General features: G+C 73.4%; 22 protein-coding genes. 4 read left to right on the top strand and 18 right to left on the bottom strand.

The window, feature by feature from the left end; all coding sequences use genetic code 11:
- Nucleotides 1–5 precede the first annotated feature (5 nt).
- The 6 genes from IF47_RS0108055 to IF47_RS0108030 form a co-directional block, all read right to left on the bottom strand.
- On the bottom strand, nucleotides 6–1,256 hold the full coding sequence (locus IF47_RS0108055; RefSeq protein WP_051717244.1) for an acetylornithine transaminase: 1,251 nt from the start codon (nucleotides 1,254–1,256) through the stop codon (nucleotides 6–8).
- On the bottom strand, nucleotides 1,253–2,161 hold the full coding sequence (gene argB / locus IF47_RS0108050; protein ID WP_031507630.1) for an acetylglutamate kinase: 909 nt from the start codon (nucleotides 2,159–2,161) through the stop codon (nucleotides 1,253–1,255). The genes IF47_RS0108055 and argB overlap by 4 nt, the downstream gene beginning before the upstream one ends.
- On the bottom strand, nucleotides 2,158–3,309 hold the full coding sequence (gene argJ, locus IF47_RS0108045) for a bifunctional glutamate N-acetyltransferase/amino-acid acetyltransferase ArgJ (RefSeq protein ID WP_031507629.1): 1,152 nt from the start codon (nucleotides 3,307–3,309) through the stop codon (nucleotides 2,158–2,160). Before argJ ends, argB begins: the two co-directional genes overlap by 4 nt.
- 46 nt (nucleotides 3,310–3,355) lie before the next feature.
- Nucleotides 3,356–4,384 (bottom strand): N-acetyl-gamma-glutamyl-phosphate reductase, encoded by a 1,029-nt coding sequence (argC, locus tag IF47_RS0108040; protein ID WP_031507628.1) that lies wholly within the window; start codon nucleotides 4,382–4,384, stop codon nucleotides 3,356–3,358.
- Nucleotides 4,385–4,481: 97 nt separating this feature from the next.
- Nucleotides 4,482–5,048 (bottom strand): histidine phosphatase family protein, encoded by a 567-nt coding sequence (locus IF47_RS0108035; protein ID WP_031507627.1) that lies wholly within the window; start codon nucleotides 5,046–5,048, stop codon nucleotides 4,482–4,484.
- 141 nt (nucleotides 5,049–5,189) lie between these two features.
- Nucleotides 5,190–5,609 (bottom strand): GNAT family N-acetyltransferase, encoded by a 420-nt coding sequence (locus IF47_RS0108030; protein ID WP_031507626.1) that lies wholly within the window; start codon nucleotides 5,607–5,609, stop codon nucleotides 5,190–5,192.
- 160 nt (nucleotides 5,610–5,769) lie between these two features.
- On the opposite strand from IF47_RS0108030, the gene IF47_RS0108025 reads away from it, so the two are divergent.
- Nucleotides 5,770–5,973 carry a DUF1918 domain-containing protein gene (locus IF47_RS0108025; RefSeq protein ID WP_031507625.1) on the top strand — a complete coding sequence of 68 codons (204 nt, stop codon included), beginning with the start codon at nucleotides 5,770–5,772 and terminating at the stop codon, nucleotides 5,971–5,973.
- Between the two features lie 34 nt (nucleotides 5,974–6,007).
- Here the strand turns inward: IF47_RS0108025 and IF47_RS0108020 are convergent, their stop codons facing one another.
- A complete protein-coding gene (locus IF47_RS0108020; protein WP_031507624.1) occupies nucleotides 6,008–7,261 on the bottom strand; it encodes a glycoside hydrolase family 10-like protein in 1,254 nt (417 codons plus the stop codon).
- Nucleotides 7,262–7,568: 307 nt separating this feature from the next.
- On the opposite strand from IF47_RS0108020, the gene IF47_RS0108015 reads away from it, so the two are divergent.
- Complete coding sequence (locus IF47_RS0108015; RefSeq protein WP_031507623.1) at nucleotides 7,569–8,429, top strand: 3-hydroxybutyryl-CoA dehydrogenase; 861 nt, start codon at nucleotides 7,569–7,571, stop codon at nucleotides 8,427–8,429.
- A gap of 145 nt (nucleotides 8,430–8,574) precedes the next feature.
- Here IF47_RS0108015 and pheT read toward each other — a convergent pair whose 3' ends face one another.
- From pheT to infC, 7 genes are all read right to left on the bottom strand, one after another.
- Nucleotides 8,575–11,085, bottom strand: coding sequence for a phenylalanine--tRNA ligase subunit beta (gene pheT, locus IF47_RS0108010; protein ID WP_031507622.1), 2,511 nt, complete (start codon nucleotides 11,083–11,085; stop codon nucleotides 8,575–8,577).
- Nucleotides 11,085–12,221, bottom strand: a complete 1,137-nt coding sequence (pheS, locus tag IF47_RS0108005; RefSeq protein WP_031507621.1) for a phenylalanine--tRNA ligase subunit alpha — start codon at nucleotides 12,219–12,221, stop codon at nucleotides 11,085–11,087. Before pheS ends, pheT begins: the two co-directional genes overlap by 1 nt.
- Before the next feature lie 173 nt (nucleotides 12,222–12,394).
- Nucleotides 12,395–13,534, bottom strand: coding sequence for a sensor histidine kinase (locus IF47_RS0108000; RefSeq protein ID WP_031507620.1), 1,140 nt, complete (start codon nucleotides 13,532–13,534; stop codon nucleotides 12,395–12,397).
- 39 nt (nucleotides 13,535–13,573) lie between these two features.
- Nucleotides 13,574–14,431 (bottom strand): TrmH family RNA methyltransferase, encoded by an 858-nt coding sequence (locus IF47_RS0107995; RefSeq protein ID WP_031507619.1) that lies wholly within the window; start codon nucleotides 14,429–14,431, stop codon nucleotides 13,574–13,576.
- A 142-nt stretch (nucleotides 14,432–14,573) separates the two neighbouring features.
- Complete coding sequence (gene rplT / locus IF47_RS0107990) at nucleotides 14,574–14,957, bottom strand: 50S ribosomal protein L20 (protein ID WP_031507618.1); 384 nt, start codon at nucleotides 14,955–14,957, stop codon at nucleotides 14,574–14,576.
- Between the two features lie 134 nt (nucleotides 14,958–15,091).
- Nucleotides 15,092–15,286, bottom strand: a complete 195-nt coding sequence (gene rpmI / locus IF47_RS0107985) for a 50S ribosomal protein L35 (RefSeq protein WP_031507617.1) — start codon at nucleotides 15,284–15,286, stop codon at nucleotides 15,092–15,094.
- Nucleotides 15,287–15,456: 170 nt separating this feature from the next.
- The gene (gene infC, locus IF47_RS0107980) at nucleotides 15,457–16,149 is read right to left on the bottom strand and encodes a translation initiation factor IF-3 (protein ID WP_078591658.1); all 693 of its coding nucleotides are present in this window, start codon (nucleotides 16,147–16,149) and stop codon (nucleotides 15,457–15,459) included.
- Between the two features lie 326 nt (nucleotides 16,150–16,475).
- On the opposite strand from infC, the gene IF47_RS0107975 reads away from it, so the two are divergent.
- Complete coding sequence (locus IF47_RS0107975) at nucleotides 16,476–16,901, top strand: DUF1844 domain-containing protein (protein WP_031507615.1); 426 nt, start codon at nucleotides 16,476–16,478, stop codon at nucleotides 16,899–16,901.
- A 95-nt stretch (nucleotides 16,902–16,996) separates the two neighbouring features.
- Here the strand turns inward: IF47_RS0107975 and IF47_RS0107970 are convergent, their stop codons facing one another.
- The 3 genes from IF47_RS0107970 to IF47_RS0107960 form a co-directional block, all read right to left on the bottom strand.
- Nucleotides 16,997–17,761 carry an SseB family protein gene (locus IF47_RS0107970; protein ID WP_031507614.1) on the bottom strand — a complete coding sequence of 255 codons (765 nt, stop codon included), beginning with the start codon at nucleotides 17,759–17,761 and terminating at the stop codon, nucleotides 16,997–16,999.
- Between the two features lie 19 nt (nucleotides 17,762–17,780).
- Nucleotides 17,781–18,992, bottom strand: a complete 1,212-nt coding sequence (gene mycP / locus IF47_RS0107965; protein WP_031507613.1) for a type VII secretion-associated serine protease mycosin — start codon at nucleotides 18,990–18,992, stop codon at nucleotides 17,781–17,783.
- Between the two features lie 77 nt (nucleotides 18,993–19,069).
- Entirely contained in the window at nucleotides 19,070–19,867 is a 798-nt protein-coding gene (locus IF47_RS0107960; RefSeq protein WP_051717242.1) for a hypothetical protein, read from the bottom strand.
- 387 nt (nucleotides 19,868–20,254) lie between these two features.
- On the opposite strand from IF47_RS0107960, the gene IF47_RS0107955 reads away from it, so the two are divergent.
- Nucleotides 20,255–21,469: an amino acid deaminase/aldolase gene (locus IF47_RS0107955; protein WP_031507611.1), complete on the top strand. Its 1,215-nt coding sequence runs from the start codon at nucleotides 20,255–20,257 to the stop codon at nucleotides 21,467–21,469.
- A gap of 75 nt (nucleotides 21,470–21,544) precedes the next feature.
- Here IF47_RS0107955 and IF47_RS0107950 read toward each other — a convergent pair whose 3' ends face one another.
- Entirely contained in the window at nucleotides 21,545–22,432 is an 888-nt protein-coding gene (locus IF47_RS0107950) for a DUF2510 domain-containing protein (RefSeq protein ID WP_031507610.1), read from the bottom strand.
- Nucleotides 22,433–22,528 lie beyond the last annotated feature (96 nt).

Below are 22,528 nucleotides of genomic sequence, written 5' to 3'. Positions count from 1 at the left end.
TCTCGTCAATCTCCGGCTCGTCGGATCCCGTGGGCGGCGTCGAGGACGTCGGGGAGGGCACGGACCAGCGCGTCCACCTCGTCCTCGCCGATGATCAGGGGCGGGGCGAGCCGAACGACGTCCGGGGCGCACGCGTTCACCAGGAAGCCCGCGTCCTGGGCCGCCTGCTGCACCCGAGGCGCGACGGGTTCGGTCAGTACGATACCCAGCAGCAGCCCCGCGCCGCGGACCTGGTCCACCAACGGGTGGCCCAACGCCCGGACGGCCTCGCGCAGCCGGCCGCCGACACGCTTGACGTGGTCGAGGAGGCCCTCGTCGGCGATGGTGTCCAGGACGGCGAGCGCCGCCGCGCAGGACACCGGGTTGCCGCCGAAGGTGGAGCCGTGCTGGCCGGGCGCCAGCAGCTCGGCCGCCGCCCCGAAGGCGACCGTGGCGCCGATGGGCAGTCCGGCTCCCAGCCCCTTGGCGAGGGTGACGACGTCCGGCTCGACGCCCTGTTCCTGGCAGGCGAACCAGTGGCCGGTGCGTCCGATGCCCGTCTGGATCTCGTCGAGCACCAGCAGGGTGCCGGTGGCGGCGGTGATCTCGCGGGCCGCGGCCAGATAGCCCTCGGGCGGGACGACGACGCCCATCTCGCCCTGGATCGGTTCCAGGATCACCAGGGCCGTCTCCTCGGTGACGGCCTCGCGCAGCGCGGCGACGTCGCCGTAGGGGACGTGGGTGACCTCGCCCGGCAGCGGCAGGAAGGGGTCGCGCTTGGCGGACTGGCCGGTCAGCGCCAGGGCGCCCATGGTGCGGCCGTGGAAGCCGCCGACGGTGGCGACCATGTGCGTGCGTCCGGTCCGGCGGCCGATCTTGAAGGCGGCCTCGACGGCCTCCGCGCCGGAGTTGGAGAAGTAGACGCGGCCCGGCCGGCCGAAGAGGCCCAGCAGCCGTTCGGCCAGGGCGACCGGGGGCTCGGCGATGAACAGGTTGGAGACGTGGCCGAGCGTGGCGATCTGCTCGGAGACGGCCCGCACGACCGCCGGGTGCCCGGTGCCCAGGGAGTTGACGGCGATGCCGCCGACGAAGTCCAGGTACTCCCTGCCGTCGGCGTCCCACAGCCGGGCGCCCTCCCCGCGGGTGATCGGGACGCTGGGGGTGCCGTAGTTGTCCATCAGCGCGCCCCGCCAGCGCCGGGTGAGGCGCGCGTTGGCGGTCTCGCCGGTGCCGTCGGCGGTGTCAGCGGTATCGGCGGTGCTGTCGGCGGTGCTCATTCCCGTTCCCCCTCGTCCGGCACGATCATGGTTCCGATGCCCTCGTCGGTGAAGATCTCCAGCAGGATGGAGTGCTGGACGCGCCCGTCGAGGACGCGGGCGGTGTTGACGCCGTTGCGCACGGCGTGCAGACAGCCCTCCATCTTGGGGACCATTCCGCTGGCCAGGTCCGGCAGCAGCTTCTCCAGCTCGCTCGCGGTGAGTCGGCTGATCACCTCGTCGCTGTTCGGCCAGTCCGCGTACAGCCCCTCGACGTCGGTGAGGACGATCAGCGTCTCGGCACCGAGGGCGGCGGCGAGCGCGGCGGCGGCGAGGTCGGCGTTGATGTTGTAGACCCCGTTGCCGTCGCCGTCGTCGGCGCTGCGGGCGATGGAGGAGATCACCGGGATGCGGCCGTCGTCCAGCAGCGCCTGGACGGCGCCCGTGTCGACCTCGGTGATCTCCCCGACCCGGCCGATGTCCACCCGTTCGCCGTCCATCTCGGCGTAGCGCTTGGTGGCGGTCATGGTGTGCGCGTCCTCGCCGGTCATGCCGACGGCGATGGGGCCGTGCCGGTTGAGGAGGCCGACCAGCTCGCGCTGCACCTGACCGGCCAGCACCATCCGCACGACGTCCATCGCCTCGTCGGTGGTGACCCGCAGGCCGGCCTTGAACTCCGAGACCAGCCCCAGCTTGTCGAGGTGGGCGTTGATCTGCGGGCCGCCGCCGTGGACGACGACCGGCTTGAGTCCGGCGTGCCGCAAAAAGACCACGTCCTGGGCGAAGGCGGCTTTCAGCTCCTCGTCGACCATGGCGTTGCCGCCGAACTTGACGACGACCGTCTTTCCGTGGTGGCGGGTCAGCCAGGGCAGGGCCTCGATGAGGGTCTCGGCCTTGGGCAGGACCTTGTGTTTACGGGTGCTCATGAGGAATAGGCGCTGTTCTCGTGGACGTAGTCGGCGGTGAGGTCGTTGGTCCAGACGACGGCGGAGGCGTCGCCCGCGGCCAGGTCGGCGGTGATGCGCACCTCGCGGTAGCGCATGTCCACCAGTTCGCGGTCCTCGCCGACGGAGCCGTTCCGGCACACCCACACGCCGTTGATGGCGACGTTCAGCCGGTCGGGTTCGAAGGCGGCGGAGGTGGTGCCGATGGCGGAGAGCACCCGGCCCCAGTTGGGGTCCTCTCCGTGGACGGCGCACTTGAGGAGGTTGTTGCGGGCGATGCTGCGGCCGACCTCCACGGCGTCGTCCTCGGTGGCCGCGTTGATCACCTCGATGCGGATGTCCTTGGAGGCTCCCTCGGCGTCGCCGATGAGCTGCCGTGCCAGGTCGGCGCAGACGGTGCGGACGGCCTCGGCGAACTCCGTCTCCTGCGGGGTCACGCCGGAGGCGCCGGAGGCCAGCAGCAGCACGGTGTCGTTGGTGGACATGCAGCCGTCGGAGTCGATCCGGTCGAAGGTGGTGCGGGTCGCGCCGCGCAGCGTCCTGTCGAGCGTGGGGCCGTCCACGTCGGCGTCGGTGGTGAGGACGACCAGCATGGTGGCCAGGCCGGGGGCGAGCATGCCCGCGCCCTTGGCCATGCCGCCCACGACCCAGCCGTTGCCCTCGGCGACGGCGGTCTTGTGGACGGTGTCGGTGGTCTTGATGGCGATGGCGGCCTTCTCTCCCCCGTGCGCGGAGAGCGCCTTCGCGGCCTGCTCGACCCCCGGCAGCAGCTTGTCCATCGGCAGCCGGACCCCGATCAGGCCGGTGGAGCAGACCGCCACCTCGCCGGCGCTGTGGCCGAGGACCTCGGCCGCTTTCTCGGCGGTCGCGTGGGTGTCCTGGAAGCCGGCCGGCCCGGTGCAGGCGTTGGCGCCGCCGGAGTTGAGGACGACCGCCGAGACCAGGCCGCCCTTGAGGACCTGCTCGGACCACAGCACCGGGGCGGCCTTGACGCGGTTGGAGGTGAACACGCCGGCGGCGGCCAGACGCGGCCCGTTGTTGACGACCAGGGCCAGGTCGGGGTTGCCGTTCTCCTTGATCCCGGCGGCGATGCCCGCCGCCGTGAATCCCTTCGCCGCGGTCACGCTCACAGTTTCTCTCCGTTCGTCGTCTCGCCGTTCCCCGCGTGCGGGGCGCTCACGGGGCGACCCCGGTCACGGGAAGTCCGGTCTCCTCGGGGATGCCCAGGGCGATGTTCATGCTCTGCACCGCGCCGCCCGCGGTGCCCTTGGTGAGGTTGTCGAGGGCGCCGATGGCGACGACCCGGTTCGCCGCCTCGTCGTACGCGACCTGGACCAGCACCGCGTTGGAGCCGTACACGGCCGCGGTGGACGGCCACTGCCCTTCCGGCAGGAGGTGGACGAACGGCTCGTCGGCCAGCGCCTTGTCGTACACCTCGCGCAGTCGGTCGCCGGTCAGCCCGGGACGGGCCTTGGCGGTGCAGGTGGCGAGGATGCCGCGCGGCATCGGGGCGAGGGTCGGGGTGAAGGAGACGGTCACCGGCTCGCCCGCCACGGACGACAGGTTCTGGACCATCTCCGGGGTGTGTCGGTGGACGCCGCCGACGCCGTAGGGGCTCATCGAGCCCATCACCTCGCTGCCCAGCAGGTGGGGCTTGAGCGACTTGCCCGCGCCGGAGGTCCCGGAGGCGGCGACGACCACCACGTCGGGTTCGATCAGGGAGGCGGCGAACGCCGGGAACAGCGTCAGCGAGACGGTCGTCGGGTAGCAACCGGGGACCGCGACGCGCCGGGACCCCGTCAGCGCGTCGCGGGCCCCCGGCAGTTCGGGGAGGCCGTACGGCCAGGTGCCGGCGTGCGGTGTGCCGTAGAAGCGCTCCCAGTCCTCCGCGTCCCTCAGACGGAAGTCGGCGCCGCAGTCGACGACCAGCACCTCGTCCCCGAGTCGCTCGGCGATGGCCGCGGACCGGCCGTGCGGCAGGGCGAGGAAGACCACGTCGTGCCCGGCCAGCGTCTCGACGGACGTCGGCTCCAGCACGCGGTCGGCCAGCGGCGTCAGGTGCGGCTGGAGTTCGCCCAGCCGTCGGCCCGCGTTGGAGTTGCCCGTCACCGCCCCGATCTCGACCTCGGGGTGCCCGGTCAGCAGGCGCAGGATCTCGCCGCCCGCGTATCCGCTCGCACCGGCCACTGCCGCTCGTACCGCCATCGGTTCCCTCCTCGTCGATGGCATGACTATACGTAGCTCGGCAGTTTTATGCAATCGACCGCCCGGAGAGTCCCCCCGGAACGCGGGAGCCGCACCCTCAGTGGTCCATGCTGAGCGTCCAGTCCCCCGCCCGCCCGGCCAGGGTGACCGACGACAGGGGTCGAACGTCGACGCGCCAGTAGGTGTGCGGCGGCGCCTTCAGCGCGTAGACCGTGGCCGCGCGGAGCACCGTCGGCTCGACGACCGCGGCGATCGGACCGCCGCCGCCCGGCCGGGTGTCCAGCCAGGAACCGATCCGCAGGATGAAGGAGAGCAGCGACTCCCCGCCGTGCGGGGTCGCCTGGGGGTCGGCGAGCCAGACGCCCACGGCCCGCGGCTCGTACGCGGTCACCTCCTGGAAGGTGCGACCGCGCCAACGCCCCATGTCGCACTCGCGCAGCGCGGGCTGCGCGATGGGCCGCAGCCCCAGGACCTCACCGGTCTCCCTGCACCGCAGGGTCGGCGAACAGTAGCGCAGCTCCGCGTCCGCCAGGTGCGCGTACGCCGGGACGGCCCGTTCGGCCTCCCGCCATCCGGCGGCGTCCAGGGGTCGGTCGTCCTCGAACCGCACATCCAGCAGGGAGGAGCTGCGAGCGGCGGCGAGCAGCGTGATCCGGAGGTGCATCACCGGATGGTAGAGCCGTGGAGCCGTTTTGTCGGCGGTCCGGCGGCGCCTCTTTCCGGCCCTTTTCCCGACTCTTCCTCCAGCCCGTTCCCCTGCTCTTTCCCCGACTCCCTCCCCGGTTCTCCTCGCGCCCCCGCGGGCTCACCGCGCCCCCAGGACCATCCACTTCCCCGGCTCGTCCATCGGACGGAAACCGACCCGCTCGTACAGGCCGTGCGCGTCGTCGGTCGCCAGCATCACGCGGCGCAGCCCGTGGGGCTCCAGATGGTCGAGGACGGCGTCGACCAGCGCCTCCCCCAGGCCCCGGCCACGTGCGGCGGGGGCGACGTAGACGTCGCAGAGCCAGGCGAACGTGGCGCGGTCGGTGACCACGCGCGCGTAGCCGACCTGCTCGCCGGAGTCGGTGTCGTACGCCCCGAAGTTGAGCGACCCGGCGATGGCCCGGTCCTGCTTCTCCCGGCTGCGGCCGAGCGCCCAGTAGGCGTCGGTGGACAGCCAGTGGTGGACGCGGGCGGCGTCGAGGCGGGCGGGGTCGGTGGAGATCTCGTACGGCACGTGCATGGGGCGAGTCTGACATCCGGCGGAGGACGCGTCGAACGGTTCCCGCGGGTCGGTCCCTCGCACCCCGCACCGTTCCGTGAAGCGCCGGAACCGCCCATCGGACCTAGAATCGGTACCTACACGGGCATACACCACATAAAGCCGCAGAAAGGGGCGTTCAATGCAGGCGAACGAGGGTGACCTGCTGCTGGTCCACGGCAGGACGGTGGGCCGGCCCGACAGGATCGCGGAGATCGTCGAGGTGCTGGGGACGAACGGCGAGCCGCCGTACCGGGTCCGCTTCGAGGACGGCCACGAGACCGTGATGTCGCCCGGACCCGACTCCGTGGTGCGCCACCACACCGCCGAGCCCCGACGTCCGTGACGACGGGACTCGGCGAACCGGCGAGGACCGACGACTAGCGAGGCGGCCGGACCCGGTCCTGGTAGTGCTCCTCCACCACCCGGGTCATCGCCCCGATCGGGTCCGCGGCGACGTGCTTCGCCGAGAAGTAGACGTTGCCGCGCACCTCGGGGTACCGCCGGCAGAGCGTCAGGTGCCGGGAGAGTTCGGCCGGATCGTGCCAGGCCGGACCCTGGGCCGGGTCGGCCACCTTGTACAGCGCCTCGCCGATGTACAACTCCACGCCGGTGCCCCGCACCACGTCGACCCACCAGGGCACGAGCTTGGCGTAGTCGGCGGCGGTGAAGCCGATGTTCCAGTAGACCTGCGGCACGATGTAGTCGATCCAGCGCTCACGCACCCACTTGCGGGTGTTGGCGTACAGGTCGTCGTAGGTCTCCACTCCCGCGCGGGTGTCGGAGCCCTCCGGATCGGTGCCCTTGTTGCGCCACACGGCGAACGGGCTGATCCCGAAGCGCACGCGCGGTTTGGTCTTCCTCAACCGCTCGGCCGTCTCGCTCACCAGCAGGTCGATGTTGTGCCGCCGCCAGTCGGCCCGGTCCGCGAAGCCCCCGCCGTACCGCTCGTACGCCTCGTCGTCGTCGAAGGTCTCCCCGGCCACCGGGTACGGGTAGTAGTAGTCGTCCCAGTGCACGGCGTCGATGTCGTAGCGCTCCACCGCGTCGAACATCGCGTCCTGGACGAAGCGGCGGACCTCGGGCAGCCCCGGGTTGTAGTAGAGCTTCCCCCCGTAGGGGACCACCCAGTCGGGGTTCCGTCGCGCCGGGTGGCTCGCGATCAGCCGTTCGGGGTCGGCGTGGTTGGCCACGCGGTACGGGTTGAACCAGGCGTGCAGCTCCAGCTCGCGGCGGTGCGCCTCGCGCACCGCGAAGTCCAGCGGGTCCCAGCCGGGGTCCTTGCCCTGGGTTCCGGTGAGGTACTGCGCCCAGGGCTCGTGACGCGAGGGCCACAGCGCGTCCGCCGTGGGCCGCACCTGGAGGATCACGGTGTTGAGGCGGCGCTCGACCGCCGTGTCCAGATGGGCCAGCAACTGGGCCTGCTGCTCGGCGACGCTCAGTCCGGGCCTCGCCGGCCAGTCGATGTTGGAGACGGTGGCCACCCACATGCCACGCAGTTCGGGGCGCTGCCCGTACCGATCGCTCACGCCCCGCCCCTCCCGCGCCACCGCGGCCCCGCTTCCGGTCAGCAGCGTGCCGGAGAGCACTCCGGCCGCCACCGCGCTGAAGGTCCTTCGAGAGAGCTGCCCCATCCTGCCTGCCTCCTGCCGACGACACCTCACCCGATCATGAGCGCTGAGCGACCGAGTGGCAACTCCACGTAGTGGAGGCGCGGACGCTCCCTCCGTGCCGTCGCGTCCTCTTGACACCCTCGTGCGCGAACACCGTCCGGCTCCTCCACCGACGACGGCGCCGGCCGGTTCGCCGGCAGGGGTCGGGCCTCGCGCCCCCGGTCGGTCCCCCTCCCCGCGCGGCGGGGTAACGTCGGACGCCGAGGCGCCGTGGCCGAAACCGTACGGGGGCGGCGTCACGGACCCGTAGATCAGCGAAAGGCACGATGTGACCGACATCGAACGCGTCGGAGTTGTGGGCTGCGGCCAGATGGGCTCGGGGATCGCCGAAGTGTGCGCGCGGTCCGGCCTGGAGGTCAAGGTCGCCGAGACCACCGGCGAGGCCCTGGAGATAGGGCGCACCCGCCTGGTGAACTCCCTCGACAAGGCCGCCGCACGCGGCAAGATCAGCGAGGCCGAGCGCGACGCCGCCCTGGAGCGGCTCTCCTTCACCACCGACCTCGGCGAGTTCGCCGACCGCGACCTGGTGATCGAGGCGGTCGTGGAGAACGAGCAGGTCAAGACCGAGATCTTTCAGATCCTCGACCAGGTGGTGACCCGCCCGGACGCCATCCTGGCCTCCAACACCTCCTCCATCCCGCTGGTGAAGCTGGCCGTGGCGACCTCCCGCCCGGACCAGGTGATCGGCATCCACTTCTTCAACCCGGCGCCGGTGCAGAAGCTCGTCGAGCTGATCCCCGCGCTGACCACCTCCGACGAGACCATCGCCCGCGCCGAGGCCACGGTCACCAAGCTGCTGGGCAAGCACGCCATCCGCGCCCAGGACCGCTCGGGCTTCGTGGTCAACGCGCTGCTGATCCCGTACCTGCTCTCCGCGATCCGGATGTTCGAGTCGGGCGTGGCCGGCCGCGAGGACATCGACAACGGCATGGAGATGGGCTGCGCCCACCCCATGGGCCCGCTCAAGCTCTCCGACCTCATCGGCCTGGACACCGTCGCCTCGGTCGCGCGCTCGATGTACGAGGAGTACAAGGAGCCGCTGTACGCCGCCCCGCCGCTGCTCCAGCGGATGGTCGACGCCGGGCGGCTGGGCCGCAAGACGGGCGCGGGCTTCTACACCTACGACTGACGCCCGGCCGGTGGCCGACGTCGGGGCCCCCTGACCGTCCGACGCCCACCACCGGACCGCACGGCGCGGACCGCACGACGACGGCGGGGTGCCCCGGAAGGCTCCGGGGCACCCCGCCGTGGTGTTCTTCCGCGGGCGGTGGGCGTCACACCCCGCGCAGCACCGCGCCCGTCCGCTCGACCGCCGCCGCCACGGCGGCCCCGCGCGCGGCGCCGGCCTCCTCCGCGGTCAGCGTGCGGTCGGGAGCGCGGAACCGCAGCGCGTACGCCAGGGACTTCTTCCCCTCGCCGATCTGCTCGCCGGTGAAGACGTCGAACAGCCGCAGCGACTCCAGCAGGTCGCCCGCGCCCGCGCGCAGCGCCGCCTCGACCTCGGCGGCCGGGACGGAGGCGTCCACCACCAGCGCGACGTCCTGGGTGGCCGGCGGGAAGGCGGACACGTGCGGGGCCTGCACCGGCCCGGCGGAGGCCCGCTCCAGCAGATCGAGGTCGATCTCCATCGCGCAGGTGCGGGCGGGCAGGTGCATCGCCTTGACGACGCGCGGGTGGAGTTCGCCGGCGTGTCCGACGAGCGTGCGCTCGCCGTCGATCTCGACGTGGAGCGCGGCGCAGCGACCGGGGTGCCAGGGGGCGTGCCGGTCGGCCGTCACGAACAGCTCCACGCCGGCCTCGCGGGCGACGGTGCGGGCGGCCTCGACGGCGTCGGCCCAGTCGGCCGGGCGTCCCTTGCCCCACCAGCCGTCCTGCTCGCGCGCTCCGGCCAGGACCACCGCGACCCGGCGCGGCTGCTCGGGCAGCGCGGCGCCCAGCGAGGCGAGTTCCTCGTCCGTGGGACGGCGGTCCACCGGCAGCCGGACGGCGGGGACCTCCTGGCCGGTGGGCCGGAAGACCAGGCCGGTCTCGAACAGGGCCAGCGCCCCCTGGCTGCCGCGTCCGTCGTTGCGCCGCAGCGCGGTGAGCAGCCCCGGCAGCAGCGTGGTGCGCAGCGCCGGCTCCTCGTCGGAGAGCGGGTTGGTCAGCCGCACGACGCGGCGACGGGGGTCGTCCTTCTCCAGACCGAGCTGGTCGAGGACGGTGTCGCCGACGAACGGGTAGTTCGGCGTCTCGACGTAGCCCGCCCCGGCCAGGGCACGTCCGACCCGACGGTGCAGCCGCTGCCGCTCGGTCAGGCCCCGGCCCGACGGCAGGCGCGGCAGGGTGGCGGGCAGGTTCTCGTAGCCCTCCAGCCGGATGACCTCCTCGGCCAGGTCGTTGGGGTCGGTGAGGTCGGGACGCCAGGAGGGGACGGTCACGGTCAGCTCGTCGGTGCCGTAGACGTCGCAGCCCACGTCCTGGAGCCGGCGCGCGACGGTCTCCCGCCCGTAGACCACGCCCGCGACCTTGTCCGGGTGGTCGGCGCGCATCTTGACGGTGTGCGGGCCGCCGGCCGAGACGATCTCGGTGACGCCCGCCTCGGCGGTGCCGCCCGCCAGCAGCACCAGCAGGTCGACGGTGCGCTGGGCGGCGGCGGAGGTGGCCAGCGGGTCCACGCCGCGCTCGAAGCGCCGGGAGGCCTCGGAGGACAGCTTGTGGCGGCGGGCGGTGCGGGCGATGGAGACCGGGTCGAAGTGGGCCGCCTCGACGACGATCTCGCTGGTGCCCGTGGCGCCCTGCGCGTCGGCGATCTCGGTGTCGGCGCCGCCCATCACCCCGGCCAGGCCGATCGGCCCGCTGTCGTCGGTGATGACCAGGTCCTCGGGGTGCAGCTCGCGCTTGGTGCCGTCGAGGGTGGTGAGCTTCTCCCCCGGCCGGGCGCGGCGCACGCCGATGGCCCCGTTGACGCGGGAGCGGTCGTAGGCGTGCAGCGGCTGGCCGAGTTCGAGCATCACGTAGTTGGTGATGTCCACGGCCAGGGAGATCGGGCGCATCCCGGCCTTCTGCAGCCGCCGCTGGAGCCAGATCGGGGAGCGCGCCTCGGGGCGCACCCCGGTGACGGTGCGGGCGGTGAAGCGGTCGCAGCCGAGCCGGTCCTCGATCGTCACCGGGTGACCGTGCTCGTTGGGCGCGGGGACGTCCAGCAGCGCCGGGTCGCGCAGCGGCAGGCCGTAGGCGGTGGCCGTCTCGCGGGCGATGCCGCGCATGGACAGGCAGTAGCCGCGGTCGGGCGTGACGGCGATGTCGAGCACCTCGTCCACCAGCTCCAGCAGCTCGATGGCGTCGGTGCCGACCTCGTGCTCCGGCGGGAGCACGATGATGCCCGAGTGGTCGTCGCCCATGCCCAGCTCGGCGGCCGAGCAGATCATGCCCTCCGACAGCTTGCCGTAGGTCTTGCGGGCGCCGATCCGGAAGCCGCCGGGCAGGCTGCCGCCGGGCAGGATCACCACGACCTTGTCGCCGACGGCGAAGTTGGTGGCGCCGCAGACGATGTTCTGCGGCTCGCCGGTGCCGTTGGCCTGTCCGACGTCGACCTGGCAGTACCGGATCGGCTTCTTGAAGCCCGGCAGCTCCTCGATCGCCAGCACCCGCCCGACGACGATCGGGCCCTCGAGCCCGGCGCCGAGCCGTTCGACGGTCTCGACCTCCAGTCCGGCGGCGATCAGCTTCGCCGCGACGTCGCGGCCGGTCTCACCGGCCGGCAGGTCGACGTACTCCCGCAGCCACGAAAGCGGGGCCCGCATCAGATCTCCATCCCGAACGGCCGGGTGAACCGGACGTCACCTTCGACCATGTCTCGCATGTCCTCGACGTTGTGGCGGAACATCAGCATCCGTTCGATGCCGAAACCGAAGGCGAAGCCGCTGTAGCGCTCCGGGTCCACGCCGCACGCGGTCAGCACCCGCGGGTTGACCATGCCGCAGCCGCCCAGCTCGATCCAGCCCTCGGAGGAGCAGGTGCGGCAGGGGCGGTCGGGGTTGCCGACGGACTCGCCCCGGCAGACGAAGCACACCATGTCCACCTCGGCGGACGGCTCGGTGAACGGGAAGTACGACGGGCGCATCCGGGTGCCCAGGCCCTCGCCGAACAACGAGCGGACCATGTGCTCGATGGTGCCCTTGAGGTCGGTCATGGTCAGGCCCTCGTCCACCGCGAGGAGCTCGACCTGGTGGAAGACCGGGGTGTGGGTCGCGTCCAGCTCGTCCGTGCGGTAGACCCGGCCGGGGCAGATCACGTACACCGGCGGCTCGCGGTCCAGCAGGGAGCGGATCTGCACCGGCGAGGTGTGGGTGCGCAGCACCACGCCGGAGTCGGCGAGGTCGCGGTCCTCCCCGTCCTCGGCGCCCCGGACGAAGAAGGTGTCCTGCATCGTGCGGGCCGGGTGGTCCGGGGCGATGTTGAGGGCGTCGAAGTTGAACCACTCGGCCTCGACCTCGGGCCCTTCGGCGACCTCGTAGCCCATCGCGACGAAGACGTCCTCGATGCGCTCCATGAGCGTGGTCAGCGGGTGACGGGCACCGGCCGGAACGCGGTCGTAGGGCAGCGTGACGTCCACCGCCTCCTCGACCAGCACGCGCTCGTCCCGCTCGGCCTCCAGCTCCTCCTGGCGCTTCTTGAGGGCCTGGCCCACCGCTCCGCGGGCCTGGCCGACGCGCTTGCCCGCCTCGGCCCGGGCGTGTGGCGGCAGAGCGCCGATCTCACGGTTGGCCAGGGCCAGCGGGGAGCGGTCGCCGGCATGGGCGGCCTTCACCTCGCGCAGCGCCTCCAGATCCCCCGCGGCCGCGATCGCGGCGAGGGCCGCGTCCCGTGCCCGGTCGATCTCTTCCGGTTTCAGTGCCTCGACCTCGACAGGGTCGTACGACTTGTTGGGTGCCGACATCTCTTCCCGTGCTTTTCGGTTGGCCCGTGCTTTCGGTTGGCTGCTTTCGCGCTCCGCCTCGGCGCTCGGCACCTCGTCCGGGCGGAGCCGGATACCGGGCCGCTCGCAGGTGCCGAATGTCGAGTCTACGGCGCGTGACGGTCTCGCCATGACGCGGAGGCGCCCGTGGGTTCTCAGGCCAGGAAGGCCGGGGTCCCCACGGGCAGGGTAAATCGGAACTCGGCGCCGCCCGCGGACGAGCGGCCGACCGTGATCGTCCCGCCGTGGGCTTCGACGATGCCCTTGACGATGTACAGGCCCAGTCCGGTCCCGCCGCGTCTGTTGCCGCGCCAGAAGCGGGTGAAGACGCGGCTCATCGACTCCTCGGGGATGCCGGGGCCTTCGTCGCTCACCGTGACCGCCGTTCCCTCGTCGCCGCTCTCCGTCCGTGCCGGCGTCACTTCCATGGTGATGGTTCCCTCGCCGTGGCGCACGGCGTTTTCCAGGAGGTTGCCGAGGACCTGGTCGATCTTGTCGGGGTCCGCCCACAGCGCGGGCAGCGGCCGGGTGATCCGGACGACGAAGCGGTCGGGGTCCTGGCCGGCGGCGATGTGCGCCCGCAGGTGGCGGTCGACGGCGGCGGCCATGTCCATGGGACGGCGGTGGATCTCCAGCCGTCCGGAGTCGATGCGCGAGATGTCCAGCAGCTCGGTGATGAGCCGGGTGACGCGGTCGGCGTCGGCGTCCACGGTCTCCAGCATCAGCCGCTTCTGGTCGTCGGTGAACCTCTCCCACTTGGCGAGCAGGGTCGCGGTGAAGCCCTTGACGGAGGTGAGCGGCGAGCGCAGTTCGTGCGCGACGGTGGCGATCAGTTCGGCGTGGCTGCGCTCGGTGCGGCGCCGGGCCTCGGTGCCGCGCAGGCTGACCACGAGCCGGTGGACCGGCCCGGTGGGGTACGGGCGGACGTACCGCGCGGAGACCAGGACCTCCCGACCGCCGGGCAGTAAGAGGTTCCGTTCGGGCTGGCCGGTGCGTATGGCGAGGCCGCCGTAGGGGTCGGTCACCCGCCACCAGCGGCGCCCGTCGAGATCCTCCAGCGGCAGGACCTGCTCGATGGGACGGCCCAGCGCCTCGGCCGGGGACAGGGCGGTGACGCGGGCGGCGGCGGCGTTGAAGCAGACGACCAGGCCCCGGGCGTCGGCGACGACCAGTCCGTCCGGGAGGTCGTCGGGGAGCAGGCCGAGACCGTCCGGGACGTCCGCGGCGTGCCGCGGGCCCTCGGGCGCGCTCCGGGGCACACCGCCGTCCCGTTCGCCGGGAGTCCTCACGTCCATTCCCGCTCACCCCCCTTGGGCTCCGGGCACGCCACCCTACTAGCTCGGCGTGACGGAGCGGCACCCTCCGGACGCGCGCTGCGCACGGGCCGACGCGTAGAGGCACACGGCCGCGGCGGTCGCGAGGTTCAGGCTCTCGGCCCGGCCGTGGATCGGGACGCGCACCACCTCGTCGGCCAGCGCGCGGGTCTCCTCGGGAAGTCCCCACGCCTCGTTGCCGAAGACCCAGGCGGTGGGGTCGCCCATGCGCCCCTCGTCGAGTTCGGTGTCCAGGTCGCGCTCGCCCGCGCCGTCGGCCGCCAGCACTCGCACCCCGGCCTCGCGCAGTCCGGCCACGGCCCGCTCCACGGGGACGCCGACGACGACGGGCAGGTGGAAGATGCTGCCGACGGAGGCGCGTACGGCCTTGGGGTTGTACAGGTCCACCGAGGCGTCGGTGAGCACCACGGCGTCGGCTCCGGCCGCGTCCGCGCAGCGCAGCACGGTTCCGGCGTTCCCGGGGTCGCGGACGTGGGCGAGGACGGCCACCAGGCGGGGGCGGGCGGCCAGGACGCGGTCGAAGGGCAGGTCGAGGAAGCGGCAGACGCCGACCAGGCCCTGCGGGGTGACCGTCTGCGAGAGTTCCGCGATCACCTCGTCGGTGGCGGTGCGGATCCGGGCGCCCGCGTCCCGGGCCGCCGCGACGACGTCGGCGTGCCGTTCGGCGGCCTCCAGGGTGGTGAACAGCTCGGTGAGCGTGGGCTCGCCGCCGCTGCGGTGTCCGGCCGCCTCGCGTACGGCCTGGGGCCCCTCGGCGAGGAAGCGGCGCTCCTTGCCTCGGGTGTTGCGACGGGCCAGCCGCCGGACGGCGGTGACGCGGGAGGAGCGCGGGGAGGTCAGTTCCGGGGCGGCGGCCATGGCGCGGCGTTCTCGCTTCTGGGGCGGGGTGGGCTTCTCGGCGGGACAGCGGGGCGGGACGGACGGCGGGGACGGCCGGGTGGGCAAACGTCGGACCCGCGGGCGCCGGCGCCCGCGGGTCCGATGACGTCCCGTGCCGTCGTCAGGCGGCCTTCGGGGCGTTGACGTCGCTCGGCAGCGCCTTCTGGGCCACCTCGACCAGCGCGGCGAACGCGTTCGGGTCGTTGACCGCGAGGTCGGCCAGGATCTTGCGGTCCACCTCGATCTCGGCGGCCTTCAGGCCCTGGATGAAGCGGTTGTAGGTGATGCCGTTGGCGCGGGCCGCGGCGTTGATCCGCTGGATCCAAAGCTGCCGGAAGTCGCCCTTGCGGCGCTTGCGGTCGTTGTAGTTGTAGACGAGGGAGTGGGTGACCTGCTCCTTCGCCTTGCGGTACAGACGGGAACGCTGACCGCGGTAGCCGCTGGCCTGCTCGAGGATCGCCCGGCGCTTCTTGTGGGCGTTGAGCGCCCGCTTGACGCGTGCCACGTGATTACTCCTTGTCGCGGGGCCGGCGTGGTGGTCCGTCCGTCGTTGTCACGGCGCCGCCGGCCCGGGGTTCGATGGGGTCCCGGTCTTCGAAGTCCTCGCCCGCCGGATCGGGGATCGGCGGACGGCGGGGCTCACTTGCCCAGAAGCTTCTTGACCTTCTTGGCGTCGGCCGGAGCCATCTCGACCTTGCCGGCGAGGCGGCGCGTCAGCGTGGACGGCTTGTGCTCGAGAAGGTGGCGGCGGCCGGCGCGCTGGCGCATCACCTTGCCGGAGCCGGTGATCTTGAAGCGCTTGCGTGCACCACTGTGCGTCTTGTTCTTCGGCATGTCGCCGTTCTCTCCTCGTCGGTGCCTCCCCCCGGAACGGTTCGTTCCGGGGGGTGCCCCAGCATCGCCGACCATGGAGTGGATCGGCGTGCGGAAGCGTCAGCTGTTTCGGTTGCTTCCGGGATCCGGGGATCCCGCTGTGACCGGCGGCCGGCGCGGCGGCCACCGGGTCATGCCTCGGCGCTCTCCTGCGAGGGGGCCTCGGCCTCCTGCCGGCGGCCGGCCTTGCGGGCGGCCTGCGCCTCACGGGCTTCGGCCATCGCCTCGGTCTTCTTCTTGTGCGGACCGAGAACCATGATCATGTTCCGGCCGTCCTGCTTCGGGCTGGACTCCACGAAGCCCAGTTCCTGGACGTCCTCCGCGAGCCGCTGGAGCAGCCGGTAGCCCAGTTCGGGACGGGACTGCTCACGACCACGGAACATGATCGTGATCTTGACCTTGTCCCCTTGCTTGAGGAACCGGACGACGTGACCCTTCTTGGTGTCGTAGTCGTGCGGATCGATCTTCGGCCGGAGCTTCATCTCCTTGATGACCGTGTGCGCCTGGTTCTTGCGCGCCTCACGGGCCTTCATGGCCGACTCGTACTTGAACTTCCCGTAGTCCATGAGCTTGCACACCGGGGGTCGGGCGTTCGCCGCGACCTCGACCAGGTCCAGGTCGTACTCCTGGGCAAGCTCCAGGGCCTTGGCAAGCGGCACGATGCCGACCTGCTCGCCACTGGGACCGACGAGTCGCACCTCGGGGACGCGAATCCGGTCGTTGATACGGGGCTCGGCGCTGATGGGGCCTCCTCGGTTGCACCACGCGGTTGTCTGGCGGACAGCCGCGCACGATTTGGGTTTCGGTGTGACCCACCGGACCAAGACGCGAAAAACGCCCCGGACGGGACGCAGGCGGGGCTCCTCACTGACCGGGAGCACCGCCGCGGTACACCGCGGGGCGCAGCCTGACCTTTGACCCGCCGACCCGGAGGTCGATCAGGTGGGAGCGCTGGAGCCTCCACTTGCGGGTCGGATTCCGCTTCCGTCCGTGCGTCCGTCGCGTCTGCGACGTTCACGGGGACGCCTGTCCGACCGGTCGATACCCCAGCATACCAGGGTTGGCGGAAAGTCCCTCCTCGGGTGCCGTGCGTCCACACGGCCCGCGGGACCTAGGCTGGACCGAACCGTCCAGCAGGAAGCGAAGAACGATGAGCGACACCAGCGGCGTCCCGTCCTCCCCCGAGCCCCCCGGTCCCTCCGAGACCCCGGGGGCGTCCGAGTCCCACGAGGCCGGGCGGTCCCCCGACTTCGAGACGATGACCCGCGACATCGCGGACGTGCCCGCGGTCGAGGTGATCACCACGGTCGCGGTGCACCTGATGAGCTCGGCCGCGGTCAACCTCGGCCTGGCCGAGGAGGGCGAGGAGCACAAGGACCTGGACGAGGCCCGCAAGCTGATCAACGCGCTGGCCGGACTCGTCACCGCCGCCGCCCCCGACATCGGCACCTACCACGCGGCGCCGCTGCGCGACGGCCTGAAGTCGCTCCAGCTCGCCTTCCGCGAGGCGTCGTTGGTGCCGGACGAGCCGGGTCAGGGCCCGGGCGAGAAGTACACCGGCCCGGTCCTGCGCTGACCTCGGGGCCGACGCTTCCGGGAGCCCCGGTCCGGACGGTCGGCCGTCCGGACCGGGGCTCCCGCGCCTGAGACGTCCGAGGCGTCTCGGACGTCTCAGGCGCGGTCGTACAGCGGCCTGCCCGGCAGGGCGCCGTCCGGCGGCAGCAGGGCCAGATCGAGGCCGCGCACCAGGCGGGCCCGGAGCGTCTCGTCCTCCGCCAGGGCCGCCGCCACCCGGCCGGCGACCTCGCGGGCCGGCGCGCCGGGGTCCAGGCGCAGCGCCAGCACGCCGTCGGTGCCGCGGCCGGGCCCCAGCCGGGCGGCGTTCACGGCCGGCTCGGCGGCCAGGGCGCTCCGCAACGCCTCGATGACGGCCGGGTCGTCCAGGGGGTCGGCGATCTCGGTGCGCCCCTCGGCGAGGGCGCGCAGCGCGGGGCCGGTCAACTGGTACGTCACCGGCCCGGCGAGGTCCACCACGAGGGTGTCGGCCCCCTCCTGGGCGACGGCCCTCAGAGCCTGGTGCAGGGGGACGGCGACCGGGCGGGCGTCCGGGCGCCAGCGGGCGAGGCTGTCGGTGGAGGTGAAGGCGGGCAGGGCCCGACGACCGCCGGGAGCGTTGAGCGTGGGCACCGCCATGTCGCTGGTCTTCTCCCGACGCAGTCCTCCCCCTGCCTTCGACGGGGGGACCCCCACGTCGGTCTCCACCTCGCCCAGCACGGCGACCACCGGAACCATCAGCCGGGCCTTGGCCAGCGCGGCCAGCACGCGCGGCTCGGCCGAGCGGTCCTCGGCCCAGGCCGCGAGCGCCGCGGCGAGGTCGGGGTCGGCGGAGCCGTCGTCGTCGGGGAAACCGGGGTCCGGGATGTTCTTGAGCGCCACGCGACGAGGGTAGCCGTCCTCAGCCCAGGGGCTCTCGCCCGGCCCGTCCCGATGTCCGGGCTCCCCGGTACAGCACCACGGCGCACACCACCAGCAGCGTGCCCGCCGCCGCGGCGGCGGGCGCGAGCAGGTCGCCGGACCCGCCCGCGGGGGCCGGCCCCGGGCCGAAGTACTTCTCGGGGTACTTCTCCGCCACCGGCCGCTGCCGGCGCGGTTCGACGTTCGCGCCCAGTTCGATGGCGGCGGCCGGGTCGACGATGCCGGTGCCCAGCTCGTCGCTGCGTCCGCCGGGCGGGGTGTCCCGCGCGGTCTCGGCGATCAGTTCCCTGATCTGGGCCGGGCTGAGGTCGGGGTGGGCGGCCCGGACCAGGGCGACGCAGCCGGAGACGAAGGCGGCGGCGGCGCTGGTCCCCCAGCCCTCGTAGTACTCGCCGTCCGGGTAGGTGATGATCACGTCCTTGCCGGGGGCGCTGACGGTGGCGTACCAGCGGCGGGTGGAGAAGGGCGCGCGGGCGCCGGTGCGGTCCACGGCGGTCACCGCGATCACGCCGGGGTAGGCCGCCGGGTAGGAGATCCGGTCGCCGTCCTCCCCGCCGTTGCCCGCGGAGGCGACCACCACGGCGCCCTTGTTCAGCGCGTAGCGCACGGCGGCGTCCTCGGCCGGGTCGGGGTGGGCGGAGACGCTGTCGTCGCCGAGGGAGAGGTTGATGACGTCGGCGCCGTGGTCGGCGGCCCAGCGGATGCCCTCGGCCAGCGCGCCGCCGCGTTCCTCGCGGGCCCTCTTCCGCTGCGGGTCCTGGTCCTCCAGCAGCACCCGCACGGGCAGGATCCTCGCCTCGGGGGCGACGCCGAGGACGCCCTGGCCGTCGCCGGGGCCGTGGCCGCGTCCGGCGATGATCCCGGCCATCGCGGTGCCGTGCCGGGCCCAGTGGTCGTCCCCCTTCCGGGCGCCGAAGCCGACGAGGTCCTTGCCCTGGAGCACCCGGTCCCTGAGGTCGGGGTGGTCGGCGTCGACGCCGGTGTCGAGCACCGCGACGGTGATGCCCTCGCCCTTGGTGGTCTTCCACGCCTCGCGGGCGCCCACCGCGTCCAGGCCCCACTGCCGGTCCCGTATGTCGTCGGCGTGCGCCACGGGGACGACGGCCGGCGCGAACGTGCCGAGGACGGCGAGCACGGAGAGCACGGCGAGGACCGTGGCACGGGTGGCACGGGTGGCGCGCGTGACACGGATGGCGCGCGTGACACGGATGGCGCGGGCGTCGCGGGCGAGGGGGCGCGCGGGGGTGTTCACGGGGGTTCTTGTCGCCTTCATCGGTCCTGCGGTGTTCCCTCGGCGGCGATGCGGCGCAGGCCGCGTTCGACGCGGTCGGCGATGCCGTGGGCCTCGTGGCCGAGGCCCGCCTGGGCGGGGGCGGTGGTCTGGCCTTCGAGGACGGCCACCTCCGCCGGCTGTGGATCGCCGACGGCACGGCCGTCGGCGAAGCCCGAGACGGCGTAGACCACGACCGGGACGTCGACGAGCGGGCGGATCGTCCAACTCGCGCGCTGTGCGTCGCCGAAGCGGGCGGCGGCGGTGCCTCGGGCGGCGTAGGGGCGGGGCATCAGGTCGGTGCGCCGCTGGAGGTCCTCGCGGTCGAACCGCTCGCGCAGGGTCCGCATGCCCTTGGCGTCCGCCTCGGTGAACAGCAGTCCGACCGTGGTGACGCCGCTGCCGGTCTCGTCCACGTAGGTGGCGCGCAGCAGGCGGGCGCAGCCCACCGGCGCGAGCGCCTTGGCCAGCAGGGGGTCGAAGGCGCCCGCGCAGTCGCCGTCGGGGGCGACCGCGATCCGGGTCCAGTGCCGGTCGGCTCCTCCCGGTCCGGCTCCGTCGCCTTTCAGTGTGCGGGGAAACAGCGTGTCGACGGGGGTCTCGTGCCACAGCGCACGCGCCTCGGCGTAGCCGGTCGCGGTGCGCTCGCCGGGGTCGTCGCCGAGCCAGGTCCCGACCGCGGCTCCGCCGAGCAGTCCGAGGCCGAGGACGAGGCAGAGGGCCGCGGCGACGGTGCGGCCCGGCCGACGGACGGGGTGGTGCGGGGCCGGCTCGGCGGCCGGCGCGGGGGGCGGCACCGGGGGTGGCACGGGAGGTGGCATGGGGGTCCGGAAGACCGGGGTCGGCGGCCCGGTGGGTATGAGGGGCGCGCCGGTCGCTGCTCGCGGCCCCCTCGGCGGGGCGAGGCGCGGCGGTGGTACGACGGGCGGGAGCGGAGCCCGAACCGGGTCGGCCTCAGTGCTCACCGGCACCCCCTCGTGATCGAAAAGGCGCCCCGTCGACTCCGTGCGGGGCAGTCCATCGGTATCGGACGTCACGCCTTGACCTGTGGTCAGCGGCGGTGTGCGCGTCACTCTACGGGGAGCGGGCATGGTCACGGCAACCCGCGGTCCGGGCACGGCCCTCCGCCGGCCGGGCCGGTACGGGGCTGTCCCGGACCGGGCGGGCTCTGGCAAGCTGCCGGGGTGTTCCCCGCGACCACCGATCCCGCAGCCGACCGGGCCCGCTACGATCGGGCCACCGCCCACCTCGACGCGCCGCTCGCGATTGTCGACCTGGCGGCGTTCGACGCCAACGCCGCCGACCTGGTGCGCCGCGCCGGCGGCAAGCCGGTCCGGGTCGCGAGCAAGTCCGTGCGCTGCCGCGCCCTGTTGGAACGGGCGTTGGCTCGGGACGGCTTCGCCGGGGTCATGAGCTTCACGCTCGCCGAGTCGCTGTGGCTGGCCCGCTCCGGATTCACCGACGTCCTGCTCGCCTACCCGTCGGTGGACCGGGCCGGGTACGCCGAGTTGGCCTCGGACCCCGAGTCGGCCTCGGCCGTGACCGTGATGGTCGACGACCCGGCGCAGTTGGAGCTGATCGACGCGGCCCGCGCCGGCGGACGCGAGGAGATCCGGGTCTGTCTGGAACTGGACGCCTCCCTGCGGCTGTTCGGCGGTCGGGTGCGGGTCGGCGCCCGCCGCTCGCCGTTGCACTCCCCCGCCCGATTGGCCGAGTTGGCCCGCGCGGTGACGCGTCGTCCGGGTTTCCGGCTGGTGGGGCTGATGGCGTACGAGGGGCACATCGCGGGCGTGGGGGACGCTCCGGCGGGGCGTCCGCTGCGGGCGGCGGGGGTGCGGTTGATGCAGTCCGTCGCGCGGCGCGAGCTGGCCGAGCGACGGGCGGCGGCGGTGCGCGCGGTGCGGGCGATCGCGCCGGAGCTGGAGTTCGTCAACGGCGGCGGCACCGGGAGCGTGCAGCACACCGCGGCGGAGGAGGTGGTCACCGAGGTCGCCGCCGGTTCGGGGCTCCTGATGCCTCGGCTGTTCGATCACTACACCTCGTTCTCCGGCCGCCCGGCGGCGCTGTTCGCACAGCCGGTGGTGCGGCGGCCCGGCGTGGGCGTGGTGACGGTGCTCGGCGGCGGCTACCCGGCCTCCGGACCGGCGGGACGGGACCGGCTGCCGGTGCCGTACCTGCCGACCGGGCTGCGCTACGACCCGCAGGAGGGGCCGGGCGAGGTGCAGACGCCGCTGCTGGGGTCCGCCGCGGGCGACCTGCTGATCGGCGACAAGGTGTGGTTCCGGCACGCCAAGGCCGGCGAGCTGTGCGAGCGTTTCGAGGCGCTGCACCTGGTGGAGGGGGACCGGGTGGTGGCGACGGTTCCGACGTACCGCGGCGAGGGCCGCACCTTCCTGTGAGCCGTCGCGCGGATCGTCCGCGCGCGTGAGCGGGGACGGACGCGGCGGAGGCTCGGCGGAGGGGCCGGCGCCCCGTCAGACCGCCATGCCGGGGCCTCGGGTGGCGCGGACGCCCGCCACGATCCGGTCCATGTCGCCCTGGTCCGGGGCCTCCGCGTGGACGTCGAAGCCCAGGCGCAGCAGCAGCATCGGCCCGTCGCCGTCGGGGGCGGGGAAGACGACCGACTCCACGTAGGCGTCGGGCTCCAGTTCGTTGGCGATCCGCCAGCGGACCCGGTACCCCCGTCGGCCCGCGACGGTGACCTCGCCGGAGGCGACGACCTCGTGGCTCTCGATCCCGCCGTAGGCCTTGTCGTCGTAGGACTCCTCGGCGTTGCGGACGATGTCCTCCTCGGCCATCTCCCGGGGGGTGGTCCCCGCCAGGTCGGTCGCGGGGCGCAGGGAGACCCCGCCGCGGACGCAGGTGAGGGCGGTGTCGCCGGGGCAGGAGTAGGAGCCGGTCGACAGCCACAGGCCCCGGTCGGTCTCCGTCTCGCGCCAACCGGGCAGGAGGGGCACGCCGACGCCGTTGACCCGGTCGACCGCGGTGCCGGGGGTGTCGCTCTCGGGGCGCCGCCCGTCCGGCTCTCCGTCGTCGGAGGGTCCGTCGGGGGCGTCGCTCGTGCCGGAGGCGGTGTCGGGGGTGCCGGGGCGGTCGCCGGGGCCGTCGGCGCCGCCGAGCAGGAGCAGTCCCCCGGCTATGAGCGCGGTCACCACGACCGCGGCGGCTATGACGGCCGCCACCAGGGGGCCGTGCGACGGCCGTCCCCCGGGGTCCGGGAGGGTGGCCGTCGGGTCGTGGACGGCCGGGGGGAGGCGGGTGTGTTCCGTCCAGGCGGAGCCGTCCCACCAGCGGTCCGGCGCCGATCCGGGGTCCGTGTGCCCGGGGTCCGGGTACCAGCCGGGCGGTGTCGTCGTGCTCACGGCGTGAACAGTATCGGCACCGGCGCCGGGCGGCACAGGCGCGCCGTGGTGAGGCCGCGTGGGCACCGGCCCGGAGGCCGGGCGGGCGGTTTCCGC

This window comes from Streptomyces megasporus (genome assembly GCF_000718985.1).
Classification (GTDB): domain Bacteria; phylum Actinomycetota; class Actinomycetes; order Streptomycetales; family Streptomycetaceae; genus Streptomyces; species Streptomyces megasporus.
The sequence above is the reverse complement of the archived record's forward strand: the minus strand, read 5'-3'. Positions and strand labels throughout refer to the sequence as shown.